Consider the following 14,058-nt stretch of genomic DNA (forward strand, 5'->3'; position numbering starts at 1 on the left):
CAGACCGGTCGGGGCCGGCGGCGAGATCTCAGTCGGCAATGCCGTTGGTCAGCCGGACGGCGAAGAAGCCGGCGTTGACATCGGAGTACCAGACCGACTTGTTGGCCACGTCCCACGCGGGCTGCGACATCGCGAAGGCCCCGCCCTGGGGCGCGTGCGGCCGGGCGAGCGGCGCGACCGGCCGGTTGAAGTAGCCCACCTCGCGCGGCCGGCTGAGGTTGCTGATATCGAAGATCCGCAGCCCCGACAGGATCATCGAGCAGGCGACCAGCGTCGGGTTGGCACGCGTCGGCACCGAGCAGTAGTGGGCGGCGTACCCCTGGAAGGGCAGCGCCGCCCCGGGGTCGAGACGCTGCGAGCCGGCGCGCGCGGACGGCTGGTGCACCTTCAGCCGCAGGTTGGACACGATCCGTGGCTTCCGCGGGTCGTCGACGTTGATGATCCGGGCGGCGCCGACCGGCACCTCGGCGTCGTTCAGGACGGTGCCGAGGCCGAAGTTGGAGAACTCGTCGACCTCGAGCAGGTAGCGATGCCCGTTCTTGGTGAACGGCTCGGCGACCTGTGGGATGGAGTGCTCCGGCCAGGTCAGGTCCGAGAGCACCCGGATCTTCGGGTTCGCGCGGCGATCCTGGACGTCGCTGACATCGAGGATGCGCAGGCCGCCGGCGCTCGAGAAGCGAACTCCGTCCGGCAGCCCGATCCGGGCGACGTACATCGTCCGGCCGTCGTCGGAGAGCCGGACGCCGTGCAGGACGTCGAAGCCCTTGGTGAGGATCGTGCGCGGCTTCCGAGGGTTGGTCACATCGACGGCGGTCAGCGTCATCCCGGCGGCGCCGACCGACCAGAAGGTCTTTCCATCCGGCGCCCACCCGCTCTCATGGCCGAAGACACCGGTAGGAGTGCTCGACAGCAGCTTGGGGTGCCGGCAGTCGGTGCGCACGTCGTACACGTCGAAGACGCCGACATTGGTCGCCGGGTTGCCGAGGACCGCGCCGAGCAGCCCGCGCTTCTGGTTGACCAGCAGGGACTCGTGCGGGCTGAGCATCGCCGGGGAGGTGAGGTTCGCGGTCTGCCGGGGTCGAGCCGGGCTGTTCATGTCGAGCACGATCACGCCCTGGCCCTTCGTGCCCTGGAAGACGGCGTCCTTCGGGAAGATCAGCGTCGAGTCGTAGTACGCGCAGACATTGCCCTTGACGTCGCGGTAGCGCTGGACCTTGAACCCGCCGGTCCTCCCCTGCCTGCCGACCAGCCGGGTGTTGCAGGTGTAGCCCTTCGCGGCCCGGCCGGACACGTAGTCGGCCGTCGGCACCCGGCCCTGGACGCCGGTCTCCGGCAGTGAGCCCGGGCCGCACTTCGCGGCCGGCGTCGGTGGCGGCACCACGAGCTCGCCGGCGCCAAAGCTCCCGGTCAGCGTCGCGGTGAGGCCACCGGCGATCACGACGGCCAGCACCATCACCAGGCGGCGTACGGCGGAACGGCGTGCGGTCTGCTCTCCCATGAAGGAACCAACGGGACTGGGTGAGCCGCGTTACGCAGCAGTTCCTTCAGTGGTGTAGCAATTTCCTACACGGGTGTTGCAAGATGAGATCATGAGCACTGCCGTCACCGCCAGCACCGGCGCCCGGGCGGCCCACCTGGGTCCGGAGCGCCGTCGTCCCCAGGTGCTGGACGCCGCGATGGCGATCGCGCTGACCGACGGGATCGCGGCGGTCTCCTTCGGGGCGATCGCCCAGCGGCTCGGGGTCAGCAGGCCGGTCGTCTACGCCTGCTTCCCCGACCGCGTCGGCCTGCTGCAGGCACTGCTCGAGCGCGAGGAGGCCGCGCTCATCGAGGACGCCCTCGGCGCGCTCCCCCACGGCCGACGCAACGCCACCGAGGCAGACTTCGTGGACGGGTTCCAGAGCCTGCTCGCTGCAGTCAGCGCGAAGCTGGACGCCTGGCGGCTGGTCCTGGTGAGCGACCCCGACCCGGCGGTCGCCGAGCATTTCCGCCGGGCCCGACGGACGATGGCGACCGCCGTCGAGCACACCATCCGCCCCACGCTCACCGAGTGGGGCGTCGACGACCTTGAGCAGAAGCTCCCGGTCCTGGTCGAGTTCTTCCTGTCCACCTGCGAGGGCGCGGTTCGCTCTCTGCTCAACGAGGGGTCCGCATGGACCCCGGCCCAGCTGGGCGAGTTCATCGGTCTGGCCGTCTACCGCGCCATGCGCCAGGCCTGACGCCGTACGAGAGGAATCACTGCCATGTCCCGACTGAGCAAGCTTCGCGCCGAGACCGAGCCGATGGAGGACTACGGGTTCTTCGGGCCCGACTCGGTGACCTGGAAGGTCTGGGGACACGCCACCACCCCGATCATCGGCCTGCAGCGTGCCGTGGTCGTTGAGGAGCTTGACCCGGCGCTGATCGCCGCCGTGGACGCCACCGGCGCCAACTATGACCGCCCACGCACCCGCTACGACCGCACCGTGCGCTACTTCGCGATGGTCGCGTTCGCGGACAGCAGGACCGTCTCGAAGGCGGCCGACGTGCTGGTGAAGGTGCACTCGAAGGCGATCGGCACCGAGCCGGTCAGCGGCAACCGGTACGACGCCAACGACCCGCACTCCCAGCTGTGGATCCTGCTGACCGGCTGGCACTCGGTGCTCAAGGCCTACGAGCTGTACGGCGGCGGCAAGCTGACCGCCGAGGAGGAGAACCGCTTCTGGGAGGAGTGCGCGGTCGCCGCGGAACTGCAGACTTGCTCGGCCGCCGACGTGCCGCGGACCCGCGAGGGCATCCAGGAGTACTTCGAGCAGATGCGGCCGCGGCTGGCGGTCAGCGAGGCGGCTCAGCGAATGATGGACCACCTGCTCAACGCGAAGGTCGCGCTGCCGGAGCCGCCGCTCCTGCTCCGGCCGGCCGTCGAGGTGATCAACCTGGTGCTGCGGGCGGGCACCATCGCGACCATGCCGCGCTGGATGCGCCGGATGAGCGGCTTCGACCAGCCCCGGATCGTCGACTGGCTGGTCCGGCCGGTGCTGAGGATCGCCTTCGGCGTGGTCGACCGCAGCCCGCGGCTGAAGCTGCGGGTCGCGCACCTGATCGCGCCGTCGGTGACGGCCGTGGTGGCGCCGTACATCCTGGGCGTCGCGCCGCGCTCGGAGGACGTCCTGACGCCCGGCAAGGCGCGCGAGCTCTACGGCTACGACAAGCCGGCGCTTGCCCACCTCGCCCTCCGCGCCAAGCAGCATGACCGGGTCTTCGGCCAGCACCAGGCGCCCAGCGACGAGGGCCTCATCGAGTCCCAGGCGGTGCTCGGCAGCCTCGGTTAGCGGAGCCGGGCCACGGTCGCGTCGTACTCAGCGACCAGGTCGGCCATGATCTCCGCGACCGGGCGGACGGCGTTGGTGCGACCGACGATCTGCCCGGCGGGCATTGCCACGACGCTCGGGTCGTCGCCCGTGTTGAGCCGGTTGTGGGCGTCGGCGACGAGCAGGTTCTGAAGTGGCATCGGCAGCGGCGACGGTGCGTCCGCGGCCTCCCAGGCCTCTGTCCAGCGGTTCTTCAGCAGCCGGGCCGGCTTGCCGGTGTAGACGCGGGTACGCACGGTGTCGGCCGAGGTGGCGGTGAGCAAAGCGTCACGGATTCCGGTGCCGGGCGACAGGTCGTACTCCTCCGCAGTCAGCCACAGCGAGCCGGTCCACACCCCCTGCGCGCCGAGCGCGAGCGAGGCGGCGACCTGACGGCCGCAGCCGATGCCGCCCGCGCCGAGCACGGGTACGTCGGGCCCGACCGCGTCCACGACCTCCGGGGTCAGCACCATGCTGGCGATCTCGCCGGTGTGGCCGCCTGCCTCGTAGCCCTGGGCGACCACGATGTCCACGCCGTTGGCGACGTGAGCCCGAGCGTGCTTAGCCGCGCCCGCGAGCGCCGCGACCAGCACGCCGGCGTCGTGCGCGGTCTTGATCACGTCGGCCGGCGGCGAGCCGAGCGCGTTGGCGATCAGCACCGGCCGGTGGCCGAGCGCGACGTCGACGTGGGACCGGGCGATCGAGTGCAGCCAGCCGAGTACGCCGGCCCGCCCCTCGCCCTCCGGCAGCGGCGGCACCCCAAGCTGCTGCAGCGTCTTGTCGACGAAGCTCAGGTGTTCGGGCGGGATCATCGACGCCAGCTCGGCCGCCGCACCCTCGGTCGGCACCCGCTCCGGCATCACCACGTCCACGCCGTACGGCTTGCCGTCGGTGTTGTCGTCGAGCCAGGTCAGCGCGGCATCGAGGTCCTCGGCCTCGTTGAACCGGACCGCGCCGAGCACACCGAGGCCGCCGGCCCGAGAGACCGCCGCCGCCACCTTCTCGGACGGGGTGAACGCGAAGATCGGCAGCTCGATGCCGAGCCGCTCGCAGAGCGGGGTGCGGATCACAGGGCGGACGCCGCCTGTCGGAGGGCCAGCTCCTTGGCGAGCGGGTAGTTGGCCTTGCCGGTCGGGTGCCGCGGGATCTCGTCGACCAGGACCAGCGCACGCGGCAGCTTGTAGCCGGACAGCTGCGAGCGTAGGTGCTCCTGGAGCTCCTCCAGCGTGGGCGAGGTCCCCTCGCGGGCCTCGATCACCGCGGTGACCTGCTGACCGAGCCGCTCGTCGGGCGTGCCGATCACCAGGGCATCGAAGACGTCGGGATGCGACTTCAGCCCCATCTCGACCTCCTCCGGGTAGACCTTCTCGCCGCCGGTGTTGATGCAGTTGGAGCCGCGGCCGAGCAGGGTGACCCGGCCGCCCTCCTCGATCCGTGCGAAGTCGCCGGGTACGGCGTAGCGGGTGCCGTCGATCTCGATGAAGGCAGCCCGCGACTTCTCCTCGTCCTTGTAGTAGCCGAGCGGCACGCTGGTGCCGCGCGCCAGCCGGCCGACCGTGCCGACGTTCTCGGCCGGGTCGAGGACCTGGTTGCGCTCGTCGAGGACCACCGTCTCGGGACCGATGGAGATGATCGGGCCATCGCCCTTGATGTTCTCCTTGTCCTGCAGGCCGGTGCCCGAGAAGCCGGTCTCCGACGAGCCGACCGAGTCGGTGAAGAACGTGTTGGGGAACGCCGCCATCCAGCGCTCCTTGACCGCGCGGCTGAAGATCGCCGCACTGCTGGAGACCGCGATCAGTGCGGAGGCGTCGTACTCCCCCGCCTCATAGGTCTCGATCAGCGGCCGGGCCATCGCGTCGCCGGTCATGAAGATCAGCTGCACCTTGTCGCGCTCGACGATCTGCCAGATCTCCTCGGCGTCGAACTTCGGCACCAGGATCGTGGCGTGCCCGCCGAAGAGATGCATGAGCATCCCCCACTGGGCGCCGCCGTGCATGATCGGGCTGATCGGCAGCGTCATCATCGGCGCGCCCTCGGTCGCCTTGCGCGACTGGTCGAACTCGCCGTACCGCTCGCCGGTCATGAAGTCGATGCCGCCACCGAGGGTCCGCCACACGTCCTCGTGCCGCCACATCACGCCCTTGGGCGCACCTGTCGTGCCGCCGGTGTAGACGATGTACAGGTCGTCGCCGGAGCGCTCCTCGAAGTCACGCTCGGCCGGCTGGCCCGCGACCGCGTCCGCCCACGCGATTCCGTTGTACGCCGAGGCGTCACCGTCGCCGGCTGGGTCGGTGCCGTCCTCGATCACCACGACGGTGCGCAGCTTCGGGTGCTTGGGCGCGACCTTCGCGACCAGCGGCGCGTAGCAGCGCTCGTGGATCAGCGCGACCAGGTCGGCGTTGTCCACGAGGTAGTCGAGCTCGCCCTCGACGTACCGGTAGTTGATGTTGATCGAGACCGCTCGCAGCTTGTAGACGGCGAGCATCGCGACGACGTGCTCGACACCGTTCTTGGAGTAGATGCCGACATGGTCGCCGACGCCCACTCCCTGGGCGGCGAGATAGTGCGCGATCCTGTTGGCCTCGGCCTCCAGGTCGGCATAGGTGAGGTCCCGGTCCCCCACGCGCAAGGCAAGCCGGTCCGGCACAGCGTCGACGGCATGCTCGAAGAGATCAGCGATGTTCAGAGCCACACGCCGAGACTAGAACACGTTCTCATTCATGACTAGGGTTCGTCTTATGACCGAAGCACCTGCGCAGCCTTCTGCCGCCCCCCACTGCCTCGTCGAGCTCGACGGCCACAAGCTCGTGGTCACCATGAACCGGCCCGATGCCCGCAATGCCCTGTCCTCGGAGATGCTGGGGATCCTGGGCGAGGCGTGGGACCGGGCGAACACCGACGACGACGTGCGGGTGGTGATCCTGACCGGTGCCGGCGGGTACTTCTGCGCCGGCGCGGACCTGAAGGCGATGACCAAGCGCGCGCCGTCGGACAGCTTCGAGTCCGGCGAGTTCGACCCGGCCGTGATCAAGCCGCTGCTCAAGGGCTTCCGGGTGACCAAGCCGATCGTGGCCGCGGTCGAGGGCCCGGCCATCGCGGGTGGGACAGAGATCCTGCAGGCCACCGACATCCGGGTCGCCGGCGAGTCCGCGCGGTTCGGGGTGTCCGAGCCGCGGTGGGGCCTCTACCCGCTCGGCGGCTCCGCGGTCCGGCTGCCTCGCCAGCTGCCGTACACCGTCGCCGCCGACCTGCTGCTCACCGGCCGTCACGTCAAGGCGCCCGAGGCACTCAAGATCGGCCTGATCGGGCACGTCGTACCCGACGGCCAGGCGCTGGCCAAGGCCCACGAGCTCGCCGACCTGGTCGCGGCCAACGGCCCGCTGGCGGTCCAGGCCGTGCTGCGGACCATCCGCGCCAGCGACGGCCGGCACGAGGACGAGTGCTGGGCCGAGGACGCCGCCGTCGGCGCCGCCGTCTTCGCCTCGGACGACGCCAAGGAGGGCCCGCGCGCCTTCGCGGAGAAGCGCCGCCCCCAGTTCACCGGCGCCTGAGCGGGTGGCGTCAATCGGGTAGACCCGCCCCAGAGTCGCCGTCCCAGGGCTGACCCGGCGGGGTGTCGTGGCTAGGACGGAGAGATCCGAGTATCCGGGGGGATCCCAGGAGGGAACGACCATGATGCGACGTCTCACCACCTTAGTAGGAACGACCACGGCGGTGGTCCTGTTCAGCGCGACCGGCGCCATGGCGCACGAGTGCTACAACGCCAGCCGCAGCGCGAACGGCAACGCGCACGCCGTCAACGGCCAGCACAGCTCGTACGGCGAGCTGCTCGACGTGCTCTGTCCAGCCGGCGACGCGATCGTCGAGGCCGCGGTCGCCGAGCACGGCTTCGACTCCGACGGCATCCTGGTCAACACCAAGGCGCTGATGGGAGCCGGCAAGCACGAGACCGACGGGCACGCGATCGACTACCTGCCCGACTGGCTCTCGGCCGCCATCGGTGCGGCGTTCGGGACCTGCTTCGGCTGAGCCACGCCACCGCTCAGAACGCCGCGATGCTGTCCGGCGCGCGCTCGGCGCGGCTGAGCGCGCGCAGGACGGGGGTCGGGCCGTGCCTGCGCACGGACAGCCGGGTGAGCAGCACGGTCACCGTGTCGACGGCGCCCTGCGGGAGCGCGGGAGTCGGGAGGCCCGTGCTGACGGCGAGATCGTCGGAGTGGACAGCGAGTTCCATCATGCGGGTGGTCAGGAAGTCGTCGAGCATCAGCGAGTACGGCCCCCAGAACGGCAGCCGCACCGGCCGGTCCGGGACGGTGGCCAAGGCGTCGGCCAGCTCGCCGATCGCCGCTTCGAAGCGTGCCGACAGCGCCTCGGGGCCGTCGGCCGCGAGCTCCTCGCCGCCGCGCCGGAGGTAGACGTTGATGTCGTCGTCGATGCCGGCGTCGATCCACTCGACCCGTTCGTAGTGACCGAGGAGCGGGACGGTCGGCTCCTCCGGCTCCGGCTCGGCCAGGGCGGGTGGGACGGCCAGTACCTGGTAGGCCAGGTGGCCGGCCAGGCCGCCGACGCTGAACTTCTCCAGTGCGCTGGGGTCGCTCCAGGCGGCGGCGACGGCCGGATCCCGCAGCAGGTCGGCGGCAGAACGGGCGGTGGACAGGAAGTCGTCTCGAGTACTCGGCATCCCCCAAGTGTGGCCGCGATAGTCCAGAACGGTTGACATCACTTTCCGGCCGAACGTGATGTCAACCGTTCTGGACTATCCGCGGAGGCTCTTGCGGAGAGCGACCTTGTCGGGCTTGCCGAGGCCGGTGAGCGGGATCGACTCGACCGGGATGACCTGCTTCGGAACGTGGACCGGGCCCTTGCGCTCGCGCACCAGGGCGGTCAGCTCGGCGGCCAGGTCGTCGTCGTACTCACCGTCGCGGAGTACGACGACCGCGGTGACCGCCTCGCCCCACTTCTCGTCGGGCGTGCCGACGACGGCCACCTGGGCCACCCGCGGGTGGGTGGCGACCACGTCCTCGACTTCGCGCGGGAAGACGTTGAAGCCGCCGGTCACGATCATGTCCTTGGTCCGGTCCACGATGTAGAGGAAGCCGTCCTCGTCCTGCCGGGCGACGTCGCCGGTGCGCAGCCAGCCGTCCTGGAACGCGGCCGCGGTCTCGTCGGGCCGCTGCCAGTAGTCGCGGGCGAGCACCGGTCCGGAGACGCAGATCTCCCCTGGCTCGCCGGGCGCGACCACCTGGCCGGCCTCGTCGCGCAGCTCGAGGTCGAGGTGCACCGACGGCCGGCCGCAGGAGGCCAGCCGCTCGCCGGAGTGGTCGGCCTTGGCGAGGTAGCTGATCACCATCGGGCACTCGGACTGGCCGTAGAACTGGGCGAAGACCGGCCCGAACCGCTCGATCGCCTCGGCCAGCCGGACCGGGTTGATCGGCGCCGCGCCGTAGTAGACGGTCTGCAGCGAGCTCAGGTCGTACGCCGCCACGGCCGGGTGGTCGAGCAGCGCGTAGATCATCGACGGCACCAGCATGGTCGCGGTGATTCGCTGCTCCTGGACGGTTCTCGCGAACGTCTCCGGGTCGAACCGCGGCAGCACCACCATCGAGCCGCCGGCCACCAGCGTCGGCACGAAGAACGCCGCGCCGGCGTGCGAGAGCGGCGTACACATCAGGAAGCGCGGCGCCTCCGGCCACTCCCACTCCGCCAGCTGCACCTGGGTCATCGCCGCCATCGACGAAGCCGTGCCGACCACGCCTTTCGGCCGGCCGGTGGTGCCGCCGGTGTAGGTGATCGACACGATCGCGTCCGGGTCGAGCTCGACCACCTCGAGCGGACCGGCCGCATGCGCCGCGGCCGCGGCCACCAGGTCCTCGCCGACCTCGGCCGGACCGAGGGTGAGCACGGTGCGCAGGCAGTCGACCCGCTCCAGCAGCGCGGCGGCCCGCTCCACGAACACCGGGACCGCGTCGACCACAAGGGTTTCGATCCCGGCATCAGCGAGCACGTAGGCGTGGTCGTCGAGGGAACCGAGCGGGTGCAGCGCGGTACGCCGGGAGCCACCGATCTGGCCGGCGCCGATCAGGGTCAGCACCTCCGGCCGGTTGCCGCTGAGCAGCGCGAGCGTGCTGCCGGTGTCGACCCCGAACCCGCGCAGCGCGGCGAGATAGCGCGAGATCTGGTCGGCGAGGTCGCCGCCGGTGAGCACGTCGGCACCGATGTGGAGCACGTCGGCGTCGCGGTGCTCGGCCAGGGCGTCGGCCAGCAGCCGGCCGAGCTGCGGGCCGGCGGGCAGCGGCCTCATGCGAGCACCTCCGCCACGCGGCGTACCTCATCCGGAGACTGCAGGCTCACCAGCAGCGTGGTCACGCCGCACTCCTCCCACTGCTGCACCTTGTCCAGCACCTGTTTCTCGTCGCCGATGATGTGCATGTCGTCGACCAGCTCCGACGGGATCGCCGCGGTCGCCTCGTCCTTGCGGCCGGAGAGGAAGAGCTCCTGCACACGGTCGGCCACCTCGGCGTACCCCATCCGCTCGAAGACCTGCTTGTGGAAGTTCTGCTCCTTGGCGCCCATCCCGCCCATGTACAGCGCGACCACCGGTTTCAGCGCCTCGACGACCGCGTCCTTGTCGTCGGTGATCTGGAGGTGGCAGGTAGCGGCGATCTCGAACGTCTCCGGCGTACGCCGGACGCCCGGCCGCGCGAAGCCCTCCTCGAGCCAGGGCCGGTACATCCCGGCCGAGCTCGGCGTGTAGAAGATCGGGATCCAGCCGTCGGCAATCTCGGCGGTCTGGGCGACGTTCTTCGGACCCTCCGCGCCCAGCCAGATCGGGATGTCGGCCCGCAGTGGGTGCACGATCGGCTTCAGCGGCTTGCCGAGCCCGGTCGTGCCGGGACCGTCGTACGGCAGCGGGTAGTGCGGCCCGGGGTTGGTCACCTTGTCCTCGCGAGCCAGCACCTGCCGGACGATGTCCACCACCTCGCGGGTGCGGGCCAGCGGCTTGGCGAACGGCTGTCCGTACCAGCCCTCCACCACCTGCGGACCGCTCACGCCCATGCCCAGGATCACCCGGCCGCCGGAGAGGTGGTCGAGGGTGAGCGCGTGCATGGCGATCGAGGTCGGGGTGCGCCCGGACATCTGCACGATCGAGGTGCCGAGCCGGACCCGCGAGGTCTCGCGACCCCACCAGGCAAGCGGCGTGAACGCGTCCGACCCCCACGCCTCGGCGGTGAAGATCGCGTCGAAGCCGCTCTCCTCGGCCGCTGTCACCAGTTCCGCCACACCGCTCGGCGGCTGGGCGCCCCAGTAGCCGAGCTGCAGTCCGAGCTTCATCTCATGCTCCTCTTCGTCGGCGACCAGACTAGAACGAGTTCTAGTCTGGTGGAAGATCACTCCGGAGCGAGAGCCACCTCGAGTGCCCGGTCCCGGACCTCCGGATCCTCATGACGGCGCAGGTCGCGGACCAGTTCCTGCCAGTCAGGCGGCCAGCCGGCCTCGGCGCCGGCGACCGCCGCGACGGCCAGCGCCAGCTGCGCGGCACCCGAGCCGTCCGACCCGAACGCGAGCTCGCGGGCCTGGTCCAGCGTCCGCTCGGCAGGGAGCCGGCTCACCACCCGGCGCAGCGAGCCGGCGACCTCGTCCGCGGCGTGCCCGGCGAGCAGCGGCCGGTCGGCGAGCGCCGCGATCTCCTGAAGCGCACCGACGTCGTCCCACGCCAGCGCCGCGGCCAGCGCCGTGATCGCGCCCTTCGAGTGGCTGGACCGCAGCACCTCCGCCAGCTCGCCACCGACGGCGGGCATTGCCCGCGCGGACGAGACCGCGACGGCCACCTCAGCGACCAGTGCCTGCAGCCGCTGGCTGGCCGGCCGGTCGCGCTGCTCGGTGTCGCGGGAGTCGTCGTCGGCCTCGCTCAGCCGGCGTGCCGCCTCCGCGACCGGGGCACCCTTGCCGACGACGCCGACGCCCGCGACGAGGGCGGTGAGGGCAGGCCGCCAGGCAGCAGTGTGATCGAGGTCGGCAACCCGGTCGACGAGGGCGTCGACACCCTTGGCGTTCCAGGGCAGCCACTGCGGCAGCACGGCCAGCCCACGACGCGCCGTGTCGATGTCGGCCGACCGGGACACGTCCAGCACCAGCCGGGTGTACCGACCGCGCCGCTCCCGGGCGACCTGGTACGGCGTGAGCTCGAGGACCGCGGTGGCCAGCTCCGGGTCCGCGGCCGCGGACATCAGCACCTGCCACGCCGCGTCATCGTGGAGGTACCAGCGCTCGGCGCGAACGATCGCCCGCCGGATGTCTCGATGCTGGTTGGCCGCCGTCCAGAGCTGGTGCAGCCGGTCCTCCGCCCCGACCGCCTGGTGCTCGGCGATCAGCCGGATCCCCTCCTTCTTCGAGGTCACCTTGCGGCTGCTCAGCAGCGGCCGGAGCGCCGCGGCCAGGTTCTCGGGCGACACGAACCGGGCGCAGCGCGTCGCCGCATAGACGGCGACCCGCGCCCGGTCGCCATCGGCGTGCCTGAGCAGCTCGGGCAGAACGGCGGCCGGATCCTCAGAGTGCGCCAGCGCGGCGATCGCCGCCTCGGCGACGGCCACCTCCGAGTCGCCGACGAAGGCACGGATGGCGGGCAGGCTCCCGGGGACGCCGCGGAGGCTGCGTACGGCCTTGGCGCGCTCCCAGGTCATGGTCTTCGGCTCGGTCGCCAGCCCGGCGAGGTGCTCGACGTACGCCGCGACCTGGCGCGGCATCCATCCGTGGAAGCAGCCGTGGAACTGCGGGAGGAAGCGAACCCCGCGCTCGAGGAACCGGCCCTTCAGCGACTTCTTGAAGACCGGGTCGAGCAGGTCGGTACGGCGCCACGCGATGGCCGACGCGACGGCCGGAATCGTGATCGTGGAGCGGTCGGCGTCGAACACCTGCGCCACCCGCTCGGCGCGGGTGTCGGGCGGCGCCAGCCATAGCCCGATCGCCGACCGGACGACGTGGTCGTCCTTCGCGCGGCGGGCGTGGTCGATGTGCTTCTGCAGCTCGGGGATGTCCCACGCCCGGCGGCCCAGTCCCTGGGCGAGCGCGATCGTCACGTCGTAGCGGCCGCGCGCGGCATCGGACTCGATCCGGTCGCGGAGGGCGTCGTACACCTCGTGCTCGGCGCCGCGCGGCAGCGACCGGTACAAGCCGTAGAAGTGGAGCGAGCCCTGACTGGAGCCGCTCAGCTCCATCAGCGCGAGCGCGGTCGAGGTGAGCGACGGACGGCGCGCCGCGGCACCCTCGCGGAGCAGTCGCTCGCTCCAGGTCCTGATCGCGGACTGCGACCGCCACGAGCAGTCCCGTGCGGCCAGCGCGTCGGAGGCCAGCACGACCACCGTCGGCATGTCCTCCTCGCGGTAGAGCCACGGGGCAACGTCGGCCAGCGCCTCGAGGGCCGGCGCGCGGACCGGCTCCTGCTCGTTCCTCAGCCGGGTCAGGAAGCCGACCACGCCGCCGAAGGTGTTCGGGGATCGGGTCGCCGCCGCCGCGCCGATCAGCAGCGGGTATGCCTCGGCCCGCTCCTCGGCGGTCGCCCGACGGGTGGCGGTGACCAATAGCGGCTCAGCTTCCGCCCAGTCCAGGCGAGCGGTCATCGCCAGCCGCGACTGCGGGTCGTCCTGGACGCTGGCGAACTTCAGCAGCCGGGCGGCTTCCTCGGCGCGCGCCGAGCGCGGCAGCACGTCCACCGCCGCCAGCAGGTCCCGGTCACCCGGGTCGCGCTCCCCCACAACCGCGGCGTACACCGCAGGGCGGCGCGCCGGTGGCAGCCGGCGCAGGAACGCCGGCAGCAGCCCGTCCTCGAAGAGGCCGCGTGCGTAACCGACCAGGTCGTCCTCGGGCGCGTCGAGCAGGGCGTCCATGACCGCACGCCCGTGGGGCATCGCGCCCAGCCGGCGCGGGTCGTTGGCGAGCTTGAGGAACCGGGCCGGGTCGGTACGGGCCAGGACGCCGGCGACGCGGTACAGGTCCGCCGGGAACGGCGCGTAGGCCACGCTGGTCTCCAGGAGCTTGAACACCCGCTTCGGCTCGGCCAAGGTCGCCGCTGCGACCGCGCCGCCGACCCGCGACCAGGTCTGCGCCCACAGGGTCGCCGGCTGGGTACGGAACTCCCACTCGACGTAGTCGATGAGCACCGCCGGATGTTGCCGGCCGAGCGCGTACCAGTTTCGGACCGCGTGCTCCAGGTCCGGCAGCAGCTCTGCGACCGTCTCGGAAGAGACAGCGACAAGCAGCGCCGCGGCCTCGTGGTCGCCGTACCGTCGGCGCACCTCGGGCAGCAGCGCGTCGGCAAGCTCCGTGGCGCGGCGGCGCCGGACCGCGCCGTAGATGGCGTCGCGATGCGCCGCCGGCAGGACCGGCAGTGCGTCAATCAGCTCCGACTCCGCGACGCCGACCTTGACCGCCAGCGCGCAGGCCCTGACGGCGGCATCCGGGTCGGGCGACCGCAGCGCCGTGGCGACGTACTCGCGATCGCCCGCAATCCCGGCCAGCTGCAGCGCGAGCCGGCGGCCGTAGCCGTCGGTCGCGGCCAGCTCGGCCAGCAGCCTCGGCAGATCCTCGGAGCCGACGAGCGCGCGTGCCCGTTTGGCAAGGGCCGCCTGTCGCTGTGGATTTGGGAGTGGGTCAATCTCGCGGAGCAGTCGCTTGGCCGAGGTCACGCGTCATTGTTGCCTAACCCGGCGGGCGTTCGAGGCTTGCTGCCAGA

At 71.4% G+C, this 14,058-nt stretch carries 11 protein-coding genes; 4 read left to right on the top strand and 7 right to left on the bottom strand.

The window, feature by feature from the left end:
• Nucleotides 1-28 precede the first annotated feature (28 nt).
• Nucleotides 29-1,498 (bottom strand): LVIVD repeat-containing protein, encoded by a 1,470-nt coding sequence (locus tag DDV73_RS04855; RefSeq protein ID WP_109506129.1) that lies wholly within the window; start codon nt 1,496-1,498, stop codon nt 29-31.
• A 91-nt stretch (nt 1,499-1,589) separates the two neighbouring features.
• On the opposite strand from DDV73_RS04855, the gene DDV73_RS04860 reads away from it, so the two are divergent.
• Together DDV73_RS04860 and DDV73_RS04865 are read left to right on the top strand one after the other, a co-directional pair.
• Entirely contained in the window at nt 1,590-2,219 is a 630-nt protein-coding gene (locus DDV73_RS04860) for a TetR/AcrR family transcriptional regulator (RefSeq protein ID WP_109506130.1), read from the top strand.
• 24 nt (nt 2,220-2,243) lie between these two features.
• Nucleotides 2,244-3,311 (top strand): oxygenase MpaB family protein, encoded by a 1,068-nt coding sequence (locus DDV73_RS04865; RefSeq protein WP_109506131.1) that lies wholly within the window; start codon nt 2,244-2,246, stop codon nt 3,309-3,311.
• On the opposite strand, the gene DDV73_RS04870 is transcribed toward DDV73_RS04865, so the two are convergent.
• Both DDV73_RS04870 and DDV73_RS04875 read right to left on the bottom strand, forming a co-directional pair.
• Nucleotides 3,308-4,399: an NAD(P)H-dependent flavin oxidoreductase gene (locus tag DDV73_RS04870; protein ID WP_240617126.1), complete on the bottom strand. Its 1,092-nt coding sequence runs from the start codon at nt 4,397-4,399 to the stop codon at nt 3,308-3,310. The two genes, DDV73_RS04865 and DDV73_RS04870, sit on opposite strands and share 4 nt — an antisense overlap.
• Nucleotides 4,396-6,021, bottom strand: a complete 1,626-nt coding sequence (locus DDV73_RS04875) for an acyl-CoA synthetase (protein WP_109506132.1) — start codon at nt 6,019-6,021, stop codon at nt 4,396-4,398. The genes DDV73_RS04870 and DDV73_RS04875 overlap by 4 nt, the downstream gene beginning before the upstream one ends.
• A 46-nt stretch (nt 6,022-6,067) precedes the next feature.
• Between DDV73_RS04875 and DDV73_RS04880 the strand changes: the two genes are divergently transcribed.
• Together DDV73_RS04880 and DDV73_RS04885 are read left to right on the top strand one after the other, a co-directional pair.
• Nucleotides 6,068-6,880: a crotonase/enoyl-CoA hydratase family protein gene (locus DDV73_RS04880; protein WP_109506133.1), complete on the top strand. Its 813-nt coding sequence runs from the start codon at nt 6,068-6,070 to the stop codon at nt 6,878-6,880.
• A gap of 121 nt (nt 6,881-7,001) precedes the next feature.
• Nucleotides 7,002-7,358, top strand: coding sequence for a hypothetical protein (locus tag DDV73_RS04885; RefSeq protein ID WP_154402614.1), 357 nt, complete (start codon nt 7,002-7,004; stop codon nt 7,356-7,358).
• A 13-nt stretch (nt 7,359-7,371) separates the two neighbouring features.
• On the opposite strand, the gene DDV73_RS04890 is transcribed toward DDV73_RS04885, so the two are convergent.
• The 4 genes from DDV73_RS04890 to DDV73_RS04905 all read right to left on the bottom strand — a co-directional run bounded on the left by DDV73_RS04890 (nt 7,372) and on the right by DDV73_RS04905 (nt 14,011).
• Complete coding sequence (locus tag DDV73_RS04890; protein WP_109506135.1) at nt 7,372-8,010, bottom strand: maleylpyruvate isomerase N-terminal domain-containing protein; 639 nt, start codon at nt 8,008-8,010, stop codon at nt 7,372-7,374.
• A gap of 75 nt (nt 8,011-8,085) precedes the next feature.
• Nucleotides 8,086-9,630: an AMP-binding protein gene (locus tag DDV73_RS04895; protein WP_109506136.1), complete on the bottom strand. Its 1,545-nt coding sequence runs from the start codon at nt 9,628-9,630 to the stop codon at nt 8,086-8,088.
• On the bottom strand, nt 9,627-10,661 hold the full coding sequence (locus DDV73_RS04900) for an LLM class F420-dependent oxidoreductase (RefSeq protein WP_109506137.1): 1,035 nt from the start codon (nt 10,659-10,661) through the stop codon (nt 9,627-9,629). The genes DDV73_RS04895 and DDV73_RS04900 overlap by 4 nt, the downstream gene beginning before the upstream one ends.
• A gap of 56 nt (nt 10,662-10,717) precedes the next feature.
• On the bottom strand, nt 10,718-14,011 hold the full coding sequence (locus DDV73_RS04905; protein WP_109506138.1) for a hypothetical protein: 3,294 nt from the start codon (nt 14,009-14,011) through the stop codon (nt 10,718-10,720).
• Between the last annotated feature and the right edge of the window lie 47 nt (nt 14,012-14,058).

Origin of the sequence: Nocardioides speluncae, from assembly GCF_003121585.1 — a bacterium.
GTDB lineage: Bacteria > Actinomycetota > Actinomycetes > Propionibacteriales > Nocardioidaceae > Nocardioides > Nocardioides speluncae.